We start from the raw sequence: 15,771 nt of genomic DNA on the forward strand, positions 1-15,771 counted from the left end.
AGTCGGTCAGTGCGCGCCGGCGTAGGCCTTCTCGCCGGCGGTGATCGCCAGATCGAGACGGTTTTCCTGCGGCGGCAGCGGGCAGGTCGCGAACGCGGTGAACGCGCACGGCGGGTTGTAGCTCTTGTTGAAGTCGAGCATGACACGGCCGCCGATGCCCGGCTTGGGCGCGTCGAGGAAACGCCCGGCGCCGTAGCTGCCGTGGCCGTTGGTGCGGTCGGCGAAGACCAGGAATAGCTCGTCGCCGCCCTCGTCCAGCGCTTCGATGCGATAACTCTTGCCGTCGCGCTCGAACTCGACGTAGCCCGGGTTGGGCACCTGCTCGGTGGTGCCGACGATGTTGGCGATCGCGATGGTCTTGCCCGGCGGATGGGCGACGAACTTGCTGTCGACCACCCAGCCCGCGTCGGCCTGCCAATACGGAATGTCCTTGAAGCCGCTGCGGGTGGGCGCGTCGGCGTGCTTGACCCGCAGGGCGTAGCGGTCGCCGCGCTTGATCACGGTCAGGATGCCCTTGCCCTCGTCGAAGCCGAGCTTGCTGGGGCCGGCCGGGTCGGTGTCGATGCGCAAGGCGGTCGCGCCCTTGAGCGGCTGGTCGTCCAGCGTGAACACGGTGCCGCGCTCGGGCACGAAGCGCACGCTGCCGTTCTTCTTCAGGTCGATCATGCCGAAGTGGCCGGGGCCCATCGCCAGGCGGATGCCGTTGTCGGGCTCGCTGCCGAAGTAGTGCGGGCCCGGATCCAGCCAATGCAGGCCGACCAGGCTGGTCCAGCCGTCGGGCTTGGTCAGGTTGGCCTTGCGCTCTTCGCGCCAGACCTGCTGTTCGCCGACGAAGGCCGCGCTGGTGGGCTTGGACAGCGCCTGCGGTTCGGCTTCGGCGTTCTCGGCGGCGGCGGTGCCGGCGCCTGGGGCGTCGAGGTCGCTTTCGGAACGTTCGCCGCCACCGCAGGCGGCGAGGGCGAGGCAGAGCACGATCGGATACAGCAGCAGCGGTCGCGGCATAGTCGGCAGTCGCATTCTCAACGTCCTCGCAGGAACCATCGGTCGATTTCGGACAGGCTGAAACGGGCCCAGGTCGGCCGGCCGTGATTGCATTGGCCGGAACGCTCGGTCGCTTCCATTTCGCGCAGCAGCGCGTTCATTTCGGGCAGGCTCAGGCGCCGGTTGGCGCGCACCGCGCCGTGGCAGGCCATGGTCGCCAGCAGTTCGTCGCGCGCGGCGGCCACGCGCCGCGATTCGCCGTGCTCGCGCAGGTCGGCGAGCACGTCGCGCAGCAGCGCCTCGACGTCGCCGTGCGCGAGCAGGGCCGGCACGCTGCGCAGGGTCAGCGATTGCGGGCCGCTGCGGGTCACGTCGAAGCCCAGCGCGGCCAGGGTCTCGGTTTCGCGTTCGGCGACCTCGGCCTCGCGCTCGGACACCGCCAGTGCCGCCGGCACCAGCAGCGGCTGCGTGCGCAGGCCTTCGCCGTCGTGGGCGTGCTTGAGCTTTTCGTAACCGATGCGTTCGTGGGCGGCATGCATGTCGACCACGATCAGGCCTTCGGCGCTTTCGGCCAGCACGTAGATGCCGTGCAACTGGGCGATGGCGTAGCCCAGCGGCGGCAGGCTGGCGTCGTCGCTGTGCGGCAGGGCCGGACGCGGCGCGCTCGCATCGTAAGCGGGTGCGGACGCGTAGCCGGAATAGACCGACGCCGGCGTCTCCTCGCGCGGCGCGCCGTACAGGGCGGCATAGCCGTTGCGGGTTTCCTCGACCTGGAAGCCGAGCGGGCGCGTGGGCGCGCTCCAGTTGTAGCTGGGCTGCGCGCCCTGCCCCGGCGCGCTCGCGCCGGAGGCGAACGCGGCCGGTTCGGCGCCCGGCTGCGGCACGATGCCGGCGCGGGTTTCGGCCAAGGCGTCGTGCAGAGTGCGGTAGACGAAGTCGTGGATCAGGCGCGAGTCGCGGAAACGCACCTCGTGCTTGGCCGGATGCACGTTGACGTCGACCCGGCGCGGATCGAGTTCCAGGAACAGCACATAGGCCGGCTGGCGGCCATGGAACAACACGTCCGCATAGGCCTGCTTGACCGCGTGGGCGACGCTGCGATCGCGCACCGCGCGGCCGTTGACGTAGAGGTACTGCTGGTCGGCGCTGGCGCGGTTGTAGGCCGGCTGGGCGATCCAGCCGTGCAGCCGCAAGCCCGCGCCCGAGTGATCCACGCGCAGGGCGTTGCGCGCGAACTCCTCGCCCAGGGTTTCGTTGATGCGCGCGTCCGAGAGCAGATCGCCCTCGCCCTTCCAGCGCCGCGAGGGCTTGCCGTTGTGGGACACGCGCAGTTCCACGTCCGGACGCGCCAAGGCCAGCTGGCGCAGCCATTCCTCGATGTGGCTGAGTTCGGTGCGCTCGGCCTTGAGGAACTTGCGCCGCGCGGGCACGTTGAAGAACAGGTCGCGCACCTCGACCGTGGTGCCTTGCGGGTGCGGCTTGGGCGTGACTTGCCCGACCCGGCCGCCGTCGACCTCGAGGGTGGCACCGTGTTCGGTATCGACCCGGCGCGAAACCACCGCGAAACGACTGACCGAGGCGATCGAGGGCAAGGCCTCGCCGCGGAAGCCCAGCGTGGCCACGCCTTCGAGATCGTCCAGGGAGGCGATCTTGCTGGTGGCGTGGCGCGAGATCGCCAGCGGCAGCTCGTCGGCGGCGATGCCGGCGCCGTCGTCGCGGATCCGGATCAGGCGCACCCCGCCCTCTTCCAGGTCGATGTCGATGCGCGTCGCACCGGCGTCGAGCGCGTTTTCGACCAACTCCTTGACCACCGAAGCCGGACGTTCCACGACCTCGCCGGCCGCGATCTGATTGATGAGGGTGTCGGGGAGTTGACGGATAGCCACTGAGCGACCGGGCGCCGCTGCGGCGCCGTGAGAGTACGGCCTGGATGATAGCCGCTCGCCCACGGCTTCCGCGATCCGTTTGACGCTTTCGCGACGCAGGCCCGTTCCGCCGCAGGAGGGCGGCGGAACTCGCACAGGGGTCGGTCGGGCTCAGGCAGCGCGCACGCCGCCGTGCGAAGTCAGGGGCTGCCGCCGCCCCCGCCCATCGCCACCGGTTGCGCATCGGCGCGCGCGGCGTACAGCGTGCCCGGCGGCGGCTGGCGGGTGAAATAGGTGTTGACGCCGTCGAGCACGGCGCGCGCAAGCGCGCGCTGGTGCGCGGGATCGGTCAGGCGGCGCTCTTCGTCCGGGTTGGAGATGAAGGCGGTCTCGACCAGCATCGCCGGCATGTCCGAGGTCCGCAGCACGGCGAAATTGGCGCGCTCGATATGCGGTTTGTGGTTGTTGCCCACGCGCTTGAGCCCGTCCAGCACGTGCCCGGCCGCGTCTTCGGATGCCTTCATGTGGCCGCTCTGGGTGAGGTCCAGCAACACCGAGGTCAGGGTGTTGTCGGCTTCCTGCAGGCGCACGCCGCCGACCAGGTCGGCCGAGTTTTCCTTGTCCGCCAGCCAACGCGCGCGCTGCGAGGAGGCGCCCTTCAGCGACAGCACGTAGACCGAGGAGCCCCTGGCCGCGCGGTTCTCGGCGGCGTCGGCGTGGATCGACACGAACATGTCGGCCTTGGCCTGGCGCGCCAGCTGGGCGCGGCGCGGCAGCGGGATGAACACATCGCTGTCGCGGGTCAGATAGGCCTTGAGGCCGGGCGTGGCGTTGATCTGGCGCGCCAGTTCGCGCGCGATCGCCAGGGTCACGTCTTTCTCGCGCTTGCCGGCCAGGCCGACCGCGCCGGGATCCTGGCCGCCGTGGCCGGGATCGATGGCGATGATGAGCGGGCGCATGCCGCGGCCGCGCATCACGTCCTTCATGGTCTTGACCGCGCCGGGCGTGACGACGTCCCCGGCCGGCGGCAGCGGCGCGGTCGCGCCCGGCATCGGGGCCGGCACGCCGGTGGCGATGCGGGTGGGCACGCCGGTGGCGACGGTGGTCGGAACCGGCGGTTGGGTAGCGGCAACGACCGGCGCGGCCGACGGCGGCGCGGCCGACGGTGGCGCGGCGGCCGGCGGCGAGGCGCTGGGCGCGTTGCGCGCGGCGAGTTCGGAGATCAGGCGGGTGGTCGCGGCCGCGGACGCGGCGGCCTGGTCGACACCGCGGCTCTCGGACACCACGGCCGTCGCGGCCGTCGCGGCCGGCGGCGGCGACTGCGGCGCCGGCACGGATTGGGTCGATGGGACGTGGACGGCGACGGCGGAAGCCGGCGGCGCGGCGATCGGCTGCGGCTCGACGTCGTCGCCCGGCCATTCCAGCACCAGACGCGCGCCGTTGGCGGCCGGCTCGATGCGCGGCTTGAGCGCGGCGACCGGCTGGGCCAGATCGAACACGATGCGCACGGTGCCCGGAGCGGGCTGGCCGGTACGCACGGATTTGACGATGCCCGCGCCGGCCGGCAGGCGCAGACCCTTGGCCAGCGACGAGGCCGGCAGATCCACCGCGAGGCGGTCGGGGCCCTTGAGCGAGATCAGCTTGAATTCGCTGCTACGGTCCAGCGCGATCTCGGCGCGGGTGCCGGTGGCGCCGCTGCCGACTTCCAAGCCCTTGATTTCACTGGCGTGCGCGAGATTCCAGGCCAGCGCCGTGAGCAGCGCCATGCCGAGCAGGAATTTCTGAACGGTGGCCCCTTTTACGCGCATGGGCTTAGTCAAGCACCAGTGCCTCAGAAATGCAAGCACTTTTCCCTTACGAATCCGGTACCTGCCACCACTTCCTGTGGAAACGTTCAGGAGTCGGCCGCAAGCTCAAGGGTGCCCGCCAGGGCCCCGACCCATTCCGCGCCGGCTGCGGACCCCGGAACCAGCCGGGCCGAACGCCCTGCCCCGTCCACCGCCAGCTCCACCCGCAGGTCGGCCGGCGGCAGTCCGCCGCGGCCGCGGTCCGGCCATTCGATCAGCCACAGCGTGGCCTCGTCGCCGTCGAGACCGAGAAACTCAAGTTCGCCCACGTCGCCGATGCGATACAGGTCCAGGTGCCAGGCTTCGCCGCCGCCGGCGAGCGGATAACGTTCGACCAGGGTGTAGGTGGGGCTGCGGATCGCGCCCTGCACGCCGAGCGCGCGCAACAGCGCGCGCGCGAGCGTCGACTTGCCGGCGCCGAGATCGCCGCTCAGGTGCACCACCGCGCGCGCCGGCCGCGAGCGCGCGAGCGCGGCGCCCAACGCATCGGTCGCGTCGGCATCGCGCAACGACAGTGCGATCGCATCGTGCTCGCGCGCGGGCGTGGCAGGATTCGACGACATCAAGACGCATTCTCCGGATTGGCCAATCGCCGCAACCACGGCATCAGATCGCTGGGCAGCAAACCGCGTTCGCCGCCGTCGCGCGCGGCGGCATCGGCGGCAGCGGAGTGCAGCAGGGCGCCGCAGACCGCGGCATCGAAAGCACTCAATCCCTGCGCGCGCATCGCTGCGATCGTACCGCTGAGCACATCGCCCATGCCGCCCACCGCCATGCCGGGATTGCCCGCGGCGATCACATAGGGTTCCGCATCGGGTGCCATCACAATGGTGCCCGCGCCTTTCAACACGATGGCGCAGCCATAACGATCGCGCAAGGCGTGTGCCGCGGCGAAACGATCGGCCTGCACCTGCGCGGTGTCGATGCCGAGCAAGCGCGCCGCTTCGCCCGGGTGCGGCGTGAGCACGCAGTCCGAATGCAGCGCTCGCGGATGCTGCGCCAACAGGTTCAAGGCATCGGCATCGAGCAACAGGGCTCGCTCGCCCTCGAGCACGCAGGCCTGCAGCTCGCGCGCCCATTCGCCCCGCCCCAGGCCAGGCCCCAAGGCCACGACGTTCGCGCGCTCCAGCGCCGCGCGCAGCTGCGCCACATCGCGCACCTCGCGAGGCATCGCCTCCGGAACCCGCGCCAGCAAGGCCGGCACGTGCTCGCCGCGCGTGGCGATCTCGACCAAGCCGGCGCCGCTGCGCAACGCTGCCTGCGCGCACAGCACGATCGCGCCGCCGCTGCCGTGATCGCCGCCGACGCACAGGACGCGCCCGTTGCGGCCCTTATGGCTGTCGCGCGTGCGTGGCGACAGCCATCGGCCCAGATCGCTCGCGCGCACAGAACGCGCGACCGGCGCGCTGTCGAAAAAGTCCGCGCCGAGCTGCAGATCCGCCAGCACCCGCTCGCCGACACAGTCGAGCGCCGAACCGGTACTCAATCCGAGCTTGCGTGCGATGAATTCGATCGTGCAATCGGCGACCACCGCCGGCGCATGTGCGATGCCGCGCTCGGCGTCGACGCCGCTGGGAACATCCAGCGCGAGCACGGGCGCAGATTGCGCATTGATAGCCTCGATCAGGGCGGCCGCGTCCTTGTCCGGCGCACGCGTCAGACCGATTCCGAACAAGGCATCGACGACCAGGTCCGCGTTCAAACCGCCGCCCGCATAGAGGTCGCAGCGGCCGCCGGCCGCCGCGTACGCGTCGGCGGCGCGCCGGGCGAGCTCGCCGCGCGGCGCGTGCGCCGCCAGCTGCGTCACTCGCACGTCGCGCCCGCTCGCATGCGCGTGCGTCGCCAATACATAACCGTCGCCGCCGTTATTGCCGGACCCGCACACCACCACGATGCGTTGCGCCTGCGGCCATCGCCGCAGCAGTTCGCGCCAGGCCGCCGCGCCCGCGCGCCGCATGAGTTCGTAGGCATCGCCCAGCGCCACGCTGGCGCGGGCCTCGACCGCGCGCAGGGCCGCAGTGTCGTAGAGTGCTGAATCGAAGGGAAAATCGGCCTTGGGCATCGCACGATTCTATACTTGCCCCATCGTGAGCCCGCACCCTGCCAGCCCCGACCCCACGCCCGCCGCGCCCGATTACGCGGCGCTGGGCCTGCGTATCCGCGAACTGGCGCGCGAACTGGGCTTCCAGCGCTGTGGCATCGCCGGCATCGAGCTGGGCCCCGACGAGGACTACCTGCGCGACTGGCTGGCGCAGGGGTTGTACGGCTCGATGGACTGGATGGCGCGCCACGGCGAGTTGCGCTCGCGCCCGCAGGAGCTGATTCCGGGGACTCTGCGGGTGATCTCGGTCGGCCTGGACTATGGCCGCAACGACGACGACGACGCCTGGGCCACGCTGGCCGATCGCGAGCGCGCCTACGTCGCTCGCTACGCCCTGGGCCGCGACTATCACAAACTGATGCGCCAGCGCCTGCAGCGCCTGGCCGACCGCATCGGCGAGACCGTGGGCCCGTTCGGGCATCGCGTGTTCGTCGATTCGGCGCCGGTGCTGGAACGCGCGCTGGCCCGCAACGCCGGCCTGGGCTGGATCGGCAAACACACCTGTTTGATCGACAAGGACGGCGGCTCCTGGTTCTTCCTCGGCGAGATCTACGTCGATCTGCCGCTGCCGATCGACGCGCCGGCGAGCGCGCACTGCGGCACCTGCGTGCGCTGCATCGAGGTCTGCCCGACTCAGGCCATCGTCGCCCCGCACCGGCTGGATGCGCGCCGTTGCATCGCCTACCTGACCATCGAGCACGAGGGCGCGATCCCCGAGGAACTGCGGCCCGCGATCGGCAACCGCATTTTCGGCTGCGACGACTGCCAGCTGGTCTGCCCCTGGAACAAGTTCGCCAAGCGCACCGACGAGCCGGACTTCCGTGCCCGTAACGACCTCGACCGCGCCAACCTGGCGCAGCTGTTCGCCTGGAGCGAGGCCGAGTTCCTGCAACGCACCGAGGGCTCGGCGATCCGCCGCAGCGGACACGAGCGTTGGCTGCGCAATATCGCGGTGGCGCTGGGCAATGCGCCGGGCACGCCGGAGGTGATCGACGCCTTGCGCTCGCGCCGCGACGCCGACAGCGCGGTGGTGCGCGAGCATGTGGAGTGGGCGCTGGCCCGGCATGGCGAGGGTTGAGGCAGTGACGCGCGCTTTGGGGTAGGAGCGGCGTGAGCCGCGACCGCGAATACACGCAGACTCGCGAGCCTGCGCGGCGATGCGTTTCCGGCGTGAGTGGCCGTTCGACGGCTATCGCGGCGACGCGCCGAAGTCACTGGATCCCCGCCTTCGCGGGGATGACGAATTGGAGAGCGTCGCTGCGCGGGCCGCCCGCAGGACGGTGCGGTGCGCCTTCGGCTTACCGCAGCCTACGAGAACCTGCGCGCACGCTTTGGCGGCCGGATGAGAACCTGCGGGCCGCGCCGTGGCGGCCGGCCCGACTCAAGCGCGCAGCTGTGCGATCAGCTCGCGCGTGACCGGATCGTCGGCCTCGGCTTCGCCGGCCAGCGCCGGAACCAGACGGCTGGCGACCTGCTTGCCCAGCTCGACGCCGAACTGGTCGAAGGCGTTGATGTCCCAGAACACCGACTGCAGGTAGACGCTGTGCTCGTACATCGCCAGCAGCGCGCCCAGCGAGCGCGGGGTCAGCGCGTCGAGCAGCAGGGTGGTGCTGGGCCGGCTGCCGGCGTAGCTGCGGTGCGGATCGTCGCTGGCCTGGCCGTTGGCGAAGGCCTCGGTCTGGGCCAACAGGTTGGCGTGCAGCGCGCGGTGGTTCTCGGCATAGGGCGTGTCGGCGCGGACCACGCCGATGAAATCGCCGGGCACGATCGAGCTGCCCTGGTGCAGGGCCTGGAAGAAGCTGTGCTGGGTGTCGGTGCCCACCCCGCCCCACCACACCGGCACGGTGTCGCCGGCGATAGCGCTGCCGTCCAGGCGCGTGGACTTGCCCAGGCTTTCCATCACCAACTGCTGCAGATAGTTCGAGAGCAGCTTGAGGCGGTCGTCGTAGGCCAGCACGGCCTGGGTCGCATAGCCCAGGCCGTTGCGGTTCCAGATCGCGGTCAGCGCGTGCCAGGCCGCCAGGTTGCGCGGTGGCGGCGCGTCCAGCACGTGTGCGTCCATTTCGGCGGCGCCGGCCAGGAAGGCTTCGAACGCGTCCATGCCGATGGCCAAGGCGATCGGCAGGCCGACCGCCGACCACAGCGAATAGCGCCCGCCGACCCAGTCCCACATCGGCAGGATGCGCTCGGGCGGAATCCCGAACGCGGCCGCCGGGCGCTCGAGGTTGGCGCTGATCGCGTACAGGCGCTCGCCCGCGTACGCGCCCAGCCAGTCGCGCACCAGCGCGCCGTTGAGCAGGGTTTCCTGGGTGCCGAAGGTCTTGGAAATCAACAGCGCGGCGGTGCGCGCCGGGTCCAGACCGGCCAGGGTGCGCTGGGCGGCATGGCCGTCGACGTTGGACAGGAAGTGCACGCGGAACCGGCCCGGCGCGGCGCCGCTGAGGGCGTCGGCGGCCAGGCGCGGGCCGAGGTCGGAACCGCCGATGCCGATGCTGACGATGTCGGTGACGTCGCTGGCGGCCAGCGCGTCGACGATCTCGCGCATGCGCACGCGCGCCTGCAGCGCCTGGGCGTGGGCGTCGCGCGCGATCTGCGCCTGCGAGAAATCGCCGCGCAGCGCGGTGTGCAGCGCCGGCCGGCGTTCGGTGACATTGACGGTCTCGCCGTCGAACAGCGCGCGCAGGCGCGCGCGGAAACCGGCGCCCTCGGCGGCGGCGAACAGCGCGGCCAAGGCTTCGCGGTCGTAGTGCTGGCGGGCGAAGCTGGCGTAGATCGGGCCGACCCGCAGCGCGAAGTCCTGCGCGCGTGCCGGGTCGGCAGCGATCAGCTGCGGCAGCGTGGTGCCTGCGACGCGCCCCGCCTGGGCGCTCAGTAGGCTCAGTCGGGATGCGTCGCTCATGCGTTCTCTCAGGCCGCCTGGGCCGGCATCGAAGTGTTGGTGTGGGTCAGCTGGTTGTGCCGATCCACGTAGACCAGGGTCGGCTTGAACTTGGCCGCCTCGGCTTCGTCGCAGACGCCGTAGGCGCAGATGATCACCAGGTCGCCGGGCTGGGCCTTGTGCGCGGCCGCGCCGTTGACCGAGATCACGCCGCTGCCCTCTTCGCCGCGGATGGCGTAGGTGACGAAACGCTGGCCGTTGTTGACGTTGTAGATGTGGACCTGTTCGTACTCGCGGATGCCCGAGATATCGAGCAGGCGGCCGTCGATCGCGCAGGACCCTTCGTAGTGGAGCTCGGCGTGGGTGACCGTGGCGCGGTGGATCTTGGCCTTGAGCAGGTTGAGTTGCATGTTCTCACTCCGTCCGCGGACGTGCGGGCGCGAAAAACCGAAGTCTAGCAGCGCATGGCGCACCGCAACATAGGCGGCCCACGCCGGCCCTGGAACGGTGTATTTGCGTTCAGGCGGCGAATTCGAGGTTGTCGATCAGGCGGGTCTTGCCCAGCCGGGCCGCGATCAGGGCGACCCGCGGCGCATCGCCGGGGCCGGTTTCCGGCAGGCCCAGATCCGGGCGCCGGATGGCCGCGTAGTCGACCACGAAACCCGCGGTCTGCAGGCGCTGCACGGCCTCGGCCTCGACCGCCTCGCGCGGCGTGCCGGCCTGCAGGGCCTGGCGCATCCATTGCAGGCAGCGGTGGATCTCGGCCGCGCGCGGGCGCTCTTCGTCCGACAGGTACTGGTTGCGCGAACTCATGGCCAGGCCGTCGGCCTCGCGCAGGGTGTCGCCGGCGACGATTTCGATCGGGAACGCCAGATCGCGCACCAGGTAACGGATCACCGCCAGTTGCTGGTAGTCCTTGCGCCCGAACACCGCCAGATCCGGCCGGACCTGGTTGAACAGGCGCGCGACCACGGTGGCGACGCCGTCGAAATGGCCCGGGCGGTGCGCGCCCTCCAAACCCTCGGTCACGTGCGGCACGCGCACTTCGACCGTGGCCTGCGGACCGTAGGGGTACATGGTCTCCACCGTGGGCAGCCACATCAGGTCGGCGCCCGAGGCCGACAGGCCGGCGGCGTCGGCCTGCGGCGTGCGCGGATAGCGGCCGAAATCCTCGTTGGGCCCGAACTGGGTGGGGTTCACGAACACGCTGACCACGACCCGGTCGGCGCGCTCGCGCGCCAGCTTCACCAGCGAATGGTGGCCGGCGTGCAGATTGCCCATGGTCGGCACGAAGGCGACGCGCAGCCCGTCGCGGCGCCAGGCGTCGATGGTGGAACGCAGTACGGCCAGGTCGTCGACGGTCAGCATGCCTTGCTCGGTATCGGGTCGAGGGAATCGGACGGCGCGAACACAGCCCGCGCCGCAGGCTGCGAATTACACGCGCTAACGCCGGCGATCACAACGCCTGCGCCGGAACGCTGGGTTCGCGCCGCCGGCCTCAACCGGCGTAGGAATGCGCCTCGTCCGGGAAACGGCGCTCGCGCACGGCCTCGGCGTAGGCGCGGAACGCGCCTTCGATGGAGCCGCCCTCGGCCAGGAAATCCTTGACGAACTTGGGCCGGCGGTGGCCGGAGTTCACGCCCAGCAGATCGTGCAGCACCAGCACCTGGCCGTCGCAAGCCAGGCCCGCGCCGATGCCGATGGTCGGAATGGCGAGGTCGGCGGTGATCGCGGCGGCGACCGGGTTGGGCACGCATTCCAGCACCAGCAGCGAGGCGCCGGCGTCCTGCACCGCGCGCGCGTCCTCGCGCAGGCGCGCGGCGGCGGCCTCGTCGCGGCCCTGGACCTTGTAGCCGCCCAGGCGCAGCACCGATTGCGGAGTCAGGCCCAGGTGCGCGCAGACCGGAATCTCGCGCTCGACCAGGAAACGGATCACCTCCAGCTTGTGGCCCGCGCCTTCCAGCTTGACCATCGCCGCGCCCGCCTGCAGCAGCGCGGTGGAGGCCTCGAGCGCGCGCTCGGGGGTGGCGTCGGACTGGAACGGCAGGTCGGCGATCAACAGCGCCTTGGACAGGCCGCGGGCGACGCAGGCGGTGTGGTAGGCGATGTCGGCCACGCGCACCGGCAAGGTGCTGTTGTGGCCCTGCACCACCATGCCCAGCGAATCGCCGATCAGCACCAGATCGATCCCGACCGCGTCCATGGTGCGCGCGAAGCCGGCGTCGTAGCAGGTCAGCATGACCAGGGGGCGGCCGTCGCGCTTGGCGTCGGCGAGCATGGGCACGGTCCAGGCGGTCTTGCGCGGGCTTTCGGTGGGGGCCGAGGTGTACATGGTCGTCAGGGTCTCGCCCGGCCGATCGCCGGACGCTCGCTGGGGGTAGCCCTATAACTTACCGCCTAAGCCAGGGTTTGTATGTCGCCGATCTCGAGCTGGGCCAAGGCATCGCGTGCCGGCCCTACCCCCGGAATATGCGCGTCGGGCGCGATCTCCAGCAGCGGCAGCAAGGCGAACGCGCGCTGGTGCAGATGCGGATGCGGCAGGCGCAGGCCGGGTTCGTCCAGGCCGAGTTGGCCGTACAGCAGCAGATCCAGATCCAGCGTGCGCGGGCCCCAACGGTCGCTGCCGTCCTCGCGGCGGTCGCGGCCCGCCTCGCGCTCGATCGCCAGCATCGCCGCCAGCAAGGCTTGCGGCGCCAGCGTGGTTTCCAGCATGGCGGCGGCGTTGAGGAAGTCCGGCTGCGCGGTCAGGCCCCAGGCCGGCGTGCGGTACAGCGAGGACACGCGCAGCAGGCGCGTGCCCGGCAGCGCGGCCAGGGACCGGAAAGCGCCACGCAGGATCGCGGCGCTGTCGCCCAGGTTGCTGCCCAGGCCGACGAACGCGACCTCGGCGGCGCTCATTCGCCGTCGTGGTGAGCGGCGCCGGCGTCGGCCCCGCCGCCGGTGCGGCGACGGCGGCGACGCTTGCGCGGCGCGCTGCCGGGCTCGGCGTCCGAGGACGCAGGCTGTGCGTCCAGCTGTGCGGCCAGTTCGTCGCCGGGCTTGCCCTGGGCCTCGCGCCAGAACGCGACATCGGCCGCGTGCTCGTCGGAGGCGGCCAGGCGCAGATTGAGGAAATCGTAGGCGGCGCGGAAACGCGGATGCGACAGCAAGCGGAACACGCGCTTGCGCTGACGCTGCGAGAAGCGCGTCTGCAGCAGCCAGATCTCCTGCATCGGCAGCGAGAACCGGCGCGGCAGCGCGATGGTTTCCAGCTGATGCACGGTGACCCGGTCGGCGGCGCGGCGCTGGGCCTCGACCGCGTGCATGCCCTGCGCCTGCAGCGCCATCAGCGCGCGGCAATAGGCCGGCCACAGCAGCATCGCGAACAGGAACGCCGGCGAGACCGGCTCGTCGTTGGCGACCCGGGTGTCGGTGCCCTGCAGGCCTTCCAGCAGCATGCGCCGCAGCGCGCCGCTGCGATTGGATTTGAGCGCGGCCGCGGTTTCCGGCAGCAGCGCCGGCAGCAGGCCGTAGCGCTCCAGGCCGAGGAAGCTCTGCACCGCGTGCCCGGACAGGAACAGCTTCAGGCATTCCTCGAACAAACGCGCCGGCGCGGCCTCGCTGAGCAGCGGCGCCAGGGCCGGGATCGGCGCCGCGGTCGCGGCCTCGATCTCGAAGCCGAGCTTGGCCGCCAGGCGCACCGCGCGCAGCATCCGCACCGGGTCCTCGCGGTAGCGCGTTTCCGGATCGCCGATCAGGCGCATCAGGCGGTTTTCCACGTCCTCGAAGCCGCCGACGTAGTCGCGCACCGAGAAATCCTCGACCGCGTAGTACAGCGCATTGGCGGTGAAGTCGCGGCGGACCGCGTCGTCCTCGATGCTGCCGTAGACGTTGTCGCGGACCAGGCGGCCGCCGTTGTCGGTCTCGCGGTCGCCGCTGCCGTCGTCGATGTTGGCGCGGAAGGTCGCGACCTCGATGATCTCGCGGCCGTAGACCACGTGGGCCAGACGGAAGCGCCGGCCGATCAGGCGGCAGTTGCGGAACAGGCCCTTGACCTGCTCCGGGGTCGCGTCGGTGGCGACGTCGAAGTCCTTGGGATGGCCGCCGACCAGGATGTCGCGCACCGCGCCGCCCACCAGGTAGCCGCCGAAACCGGCATCGCGCAGGCGGTACAGCACGCGCAGCGCGTTGGGGCTGATTTCCTTGCGCGAGACGTTGTGCTGCTCGCGCGGGATCACCCGCAACATGGGGTGGACGTGGTCGTGACCGGTAGGATTTTCGGGCTGCATCGAGCGGTCGTCGCCGCGGTTGGGATCGCTGCTGCTGGGCAGTGGATCGCTGTGGAAAGGGTGAACGGCGGCCGGCCGAAGCCGGTTGCCGAGCGCTATTCAGCCCCCTATACTAGCAGGCCGCATACGATTGAGAGTCGGATGCGGGTTTACCCAGCTCCCTTCGTCTAGAGGCCTAGGACGTGGCCCTCTCAAGGCTAAAACACGAGTTCGAATCTCGTAGGGAGCGCCAAATTCGGAATGCGGGCCGTCCGCGGCCTTCCGCCCTCGCCGGCGGAAACGTTCCAAAAGCAGAAGCCCGCGCAGCGATGCGCGGGCTTTTTCTTTGCCCGAGCGGTCGCCGCCCGCGCGCCAATTGAGAGTCGCTCGCAACAACCGCGAGGCGGCGCGATCGGCTAGGTTTGCGCCCCCGCCTGTCGCTAAACTAGTCGCGACCGCTCACCCACGGAAGACCGTTCCATGCCCTTCGTCGTCACCGAGAACTGCATCAAGTGCAAGTACACCGACTGCGTCGAGGTGTGCCCGGTCGACTGTTTCCACGAAGGCCCGAACTTCCTGGTGATCGATCCGGACGAATGCATCGATTGCACCCTGTGCGAGCCGGAATGCCCGATCAACGCGATCTACCCGGAAGACGACGTGCCGGCCGGCCAGGAAGCGTTCGTGAAGCTCAACGCCGAACTGGCCAAGGCCTGGCCGGTGATCACGACCCGCAAGGACGCGCTGGCCGACGCCAAGGACTGGGAAGGCAAGACCGGCAAGATCGACCTGCTGGAGCGCTGAGCGCTTCGGACTTCGGACTTCGGACTTCGGACTTCGGACGAGGCTACGCCTGCGGCGCCGGCCTCGACTCGTCATCCCCGCGCAGGCGGGGATTCAGTGACCGGGTCGGCGTGCGCTGACGACGCAACTCGATAGAGCCTTGCGAATCACCGGCCCTGATCGCCCGCCGGGACGCTCGCCTACGCGCTGAAGTCCCTGGATCCCCGCCTGCGCGGGGATGACGAATCGATAATCTCGCCGCGATTCGGAACCACGCGTCCAGGCAACAATCGGGCGTCTCGCCGCGACTCGAAGCCGCGCGCCTGGGCAACACCCGCCGCAACTGCCCCTACCTCCCCCTTTGGAAAAGGGGGATTGAGGGGGATTGGCTTTTGGAGCCACGCAAGCCCGTCACGGCCCGACAAGCGCACCACGAACGACTCGAAAGTCGCGCAGCCGTGCTCCGTTGCACCAACGTGTTCTGCCCCAGCAAAACAAAACGGGCGCCTCGCGGCGCCCGTTTGCCTAACCCGGAATCGAACCAGGCTTACTTGCTGCCCAGCGCTTCCTTCAGCGCCGCGATCAGCTTGATCGGCGGCTGGCCGCTGGCCGGCAGGCCGCGCGGATCGACCGCGGACACGTAGGCGCCGGCTTCGACCGCGCTCACGCGGACCAGGAAGTTGGCGCCTTCGTAGTTGACGTCGTAGGCGCCCAGCAACTGGGCGCGGCTGGCGACGGTCAGGCCTTCGACCTTGGCCAGCGCTTCGCCGACCTTGGCGTAGGCCTCGTCGCGGCTGCCGGCGGTGGTGAAGCCGATCGGCGACGCGGCGCTGGCGACCGCGGCCGGCGCGCGCTCGGAGGCGCTGACCGAACCGTTGGGGATCGCCATCGCACCGTCGGTGCGCGGGCGGTCCAGATCCGGCGGCACTTCCAGCGGACGCTGTTCGGCGTTCTCGGCGTACAGCGGGTTGGTGCCCTTGCGGAACCAGCTGCAGCCGGCGGTGGCGACCAGGCCGATCAGCAGTGCGCCGACTGCGACGCGGGACAGGGAAACATTGGAACGCATGGG

The 15,771-nt window shown here is 70.6% G+C and carries 14 protein-coding genes and 1 tRNA gene; 3 read left to right on the plus strand and 12 right to left on the minus strand.

What is annotated here, in order from left to right; all coding sequences use genetic code 11:
- Positions 1 to 6: 6 nt before the first annotated feature.
- The 5 genes from V1318_RS03940 to V1318_RS03960 form a co-directional block, all read right to left on the minus strand.
- Positions 7 to 1,017: a DUF1684 domain-containing protein gene (locus tag V1318_RS03940; RefSeq protein ID WP_332937867.1), complete on the minus strand. Its 1,011-nt coding sequence runs from the start codon at positions 1,015 to 1,017 to the stop codon at positions 7 to 9.
- A 2-nt stretch (positions 1,018 to 1,019) separates the two neighbouring features.
- Positions 1,020 to 2,867, minus strand: coding sequence for a DNA mismatch repair endonuclease MutL (gene mutL / locus V1318_RS03945; RefSeq protein WP_332937869.1), 1,848 nt, complete (start codon positions 2,865 to 2,867; stop codon positions 1,020 to 1,022).
- A gap of 179 nt (positions 2,868 to 3,046) precedes the next feature.
- Positions 3,047 to 4,612, minus strand: coding sequence for an N-acetylmuramoyl-L-alanine amidase (locus V1318_RS03950; protein ID WP_332938338.1), 1,566 nt, complete (start codon positions 4,610 to 4,612; stop codon positions 3,047 to 3,049).
- A 128-nt stretch (positions 4,613 to 4,740) separates the two neighbouring features.
- On the minus strand, positions 4,741 to 5,256 hold the full coding sequence (tsaE, locus tag V1318_RS03955) for a tRNA (adenosine(37)-N6)-threonylcarbamoyltransferase complex ATPase subunit type 1 TsaE (RefSeq protein WP_332938339.1): 516 nt from the start codon (positions 5,254 to 5,256) through the stop codon (positions 4,741 to 4,743).
- A complete protein-coding gene (locus V1318_RS03960) occupies positions 5,256 to 6,755 on the minus strand; it encodes an NAD(P)H-hydrate dehydratase (protein WP_332937870.1) in 1,500 nt (499 codons plus the stop codon). The genes tsaE and V1318_RS03960 overlap by 1 nt, the downstream gene beginning before the upstream one ends.
- 82 nt (positions 6,756 to 6,837) lie before the next feature.
- On the opposite strand from V1318_RS03960, the gene queG reads away from it, so the two are divergent.
- A complete protein-coding gene (gene queG, locus V1318_RS03965; protein ID WP_332938340.1) occupies positions 6,838 to 7,872 on the plus strand; it encodes a tRNA epoxyqueuosine(34) reductase QueG in 1,035 nt (344 codons plus the stop codon).
- Positions 7,873 to 8,175: 303 nt separating this feature from the next.
- Here queG and pgi read toward each other — a convergent pair whose 3' ends face one another.
- From pgi to pcnB, 6 genes are all read right to left on the minus strand, one after another.
- The gene (pgi, locus tag V1318_RS03970) at positions 8,176 to 9,693 is read right to left on the minus strand and encodes a glucose-6-phosphate isomerase (RefSeq protein ID WP_332937872.1); all 1,518 of its coding nucleotides are present in this window, start codon (positions 9,691 to 9,693) and stop codon (positions 8,176 to 8,178) included.
- Positions 9,694 to 9,701: 8 nt separating this feature from the next.
- Positions 9,702 to 10,082 (minus strand): aspartate 1-decarboxylase, encoded by a 381-nt coding sequence (gene panD, locus V1318_RS03975; protein WP_056175616.1) that lies wholly within the window; start codon positions 10,080 to 10,082, stop codon positions 9,702 to 9,704.
- Between the two features lie 109 nt (positions 10,083 to 10,191).
- Entirely contained in the window at positions 10,192 to 11,040 is an 849-nt protein-coding gene (gene panC, locus V1318_RS03980) for a pantoate--beta-alanine ligase (protein ID WP_332937875.1), read from the minus strand.
- 130 nt (positions 11,041 to 11,170) lie between these two features.
- Positions 11,171 to 12,004, minus strand: coding sequence for a 3-methyl-2-oxobutanoate hydroxymethyltransferase (gene panB / locus V1318_RS03985; RefSeq protein WP_332937877.1), 834 nt, complete (start codon positions 12,002 to 12,004; stop codon positions 11,171 to 11,173).
- A gap of 65 nt (positions 12,005 to 12,069) precedes the next feature.
- On the minus strand, positions 12,070 to 12,570 hold the full coding sequence (gene folK / locus V1318_RS03990; protein WP_332937878.1) for a 2-amino-4-hydroxy-6-hydroxymethyldihydropteridine diphosphokinase: 501 nt from the start codon (positions 12,568 to 12,570) through the stop codon (positions 12,070 to 12,072).
- Positions 12,567 to 13,940, minus strand: coding sequence for a polynucleotide adenylyltransferase PcnB (gene pcnB, locus V1318_RS03995; protein ID WP_332937879.1), 1,374 nt, complete (start codon positions 13,938 to 13,940; stop codon positions 12,567 to 12,569). Before pcnB ends, folK begins: the two co-directional genes overlap by 4 nt.
- Before the next feature lie 156 nt (positions 13,941 to 14,096).
- On the opposite strand from pcnB, the gene V1318_RS04000 reads away from it, so the two are divergent.
- A tRNA-Glu gene (locus V1318_RS04000) sits at positions 14,097 to 14,172 on the plus strand.
- Positions 14,173 to 14,399: 227 nt separating this feature from the next.
- Complete coding sequence (gene fdxA / locus V1318_RS04005; RefSeq protein WP_332937881.1) at positions 14,400 to 14,723, plus strand: ferredoxin FdxA; 324 nt, start codon at positions 14,400 to 14,402, stop codon at positions 14,721 to 14,723.
- Positions 14,724 to 15,249: 526 nt separating this feature from the next.
- Here the strand turns inward: fdxA and V1318_RS04010 are convergent.
- Entirely contained in the window at positions 15,250 to 15,768 is a 519-nt protein-coding gene (locus tag V1318_RS04010) for a hypothetical protein (protein ID WP_332937883.1), read from the minus strand.
- Positions 15,769 to 15,771: the final 3 nt, after the last annotated feature.

This window comes from Lysobacter sp. CCNWLW3, assembly GCF_036697405.1.
GTDB lineage: Bacteria > Pseudomonadota > Gammaproteobacteria > Xanthomonadales > Xanthomonadaceae > Lysobacter.

Coding starts and splice junctions, on each gene's coding strand:
- V1318_RS03940 (WP_332937867.1), bottom strand. CDS start 1,017: ATGCGACTGCCGACTATGCCGCGACCGCTGCTGCTGTATCCGATCGTG.
- panC (WP_332937875.1), bottom strand. CDS start 11,040: ATGCTGACCGTCGACGACCTGGCCGTACTGCGTTCCACCATCGACGCC.
- panD (WP_056175616.1), bottom strand. CDS start 10,082: ATGCAACTCAACCTGCTCAAGGCCAAGATCCACCGCGCCACGGTCACC.
- panB (WP_332937877.1), bottom strand. CDS start 12,004: ATGTACACCTCGGCCCCCACCGAAAGCCCGCGCAAGACCGCCTGGACC.
- tsaE (WP_332938339.1), bottom strand. CDS start 5,256: ATGTCGTCGAATCCTGCCACGCCCGCGCGCGAGCACGATGCGATCGCA.
- V1318_RS03950 (WP_332938338.1), bottom strand. CDS start 4,612: ATGGCGCTGCTCACGGCGCTGGCCTGGAATCTCGCGCACGCCAGTGAA.
- pgi (WP_332937872.1), bottom strand. CDS start 9,693: ATGAGCGACGCATCCCGACTGAGCCTACTGAGCGCCCAGGCGGGGCGC.
- V1318_RS03960 (WP_332937870.1), bottom strand. CDS start 6,755: ATGCCCAAGGCCGATTTTCCCTTCGATTCAGCACTCTACGACACTGCG.
- fdxA (WP_332937881.1), top strand. CDS start 14,400: ATGCCCTTCGTCGTCACCGAGAACTGCATCAAGTGCAAGTACACCGAC.
- pcnB (WP_332937879.1), bottom strand. CDS start 13,940: ATGCAGCCCGAAAATCCTACCGGTCACGACCACGTCCACCCCATGTTG.
- V1318_RS04010 (WP_332937883.1), bottom strand. CDS start 15,768: ATGCGTTCCAATGTTTCCCTGTCCCGCGTCGCAGTCGGCGCACTGCTG.
- folK (WP_332937878.1), bottom strand. CDS start 12,570: ATGAGCGCCGCCGAGGTCGCGTTCGTCGGCCTGGGCAGCAACCTGGGC.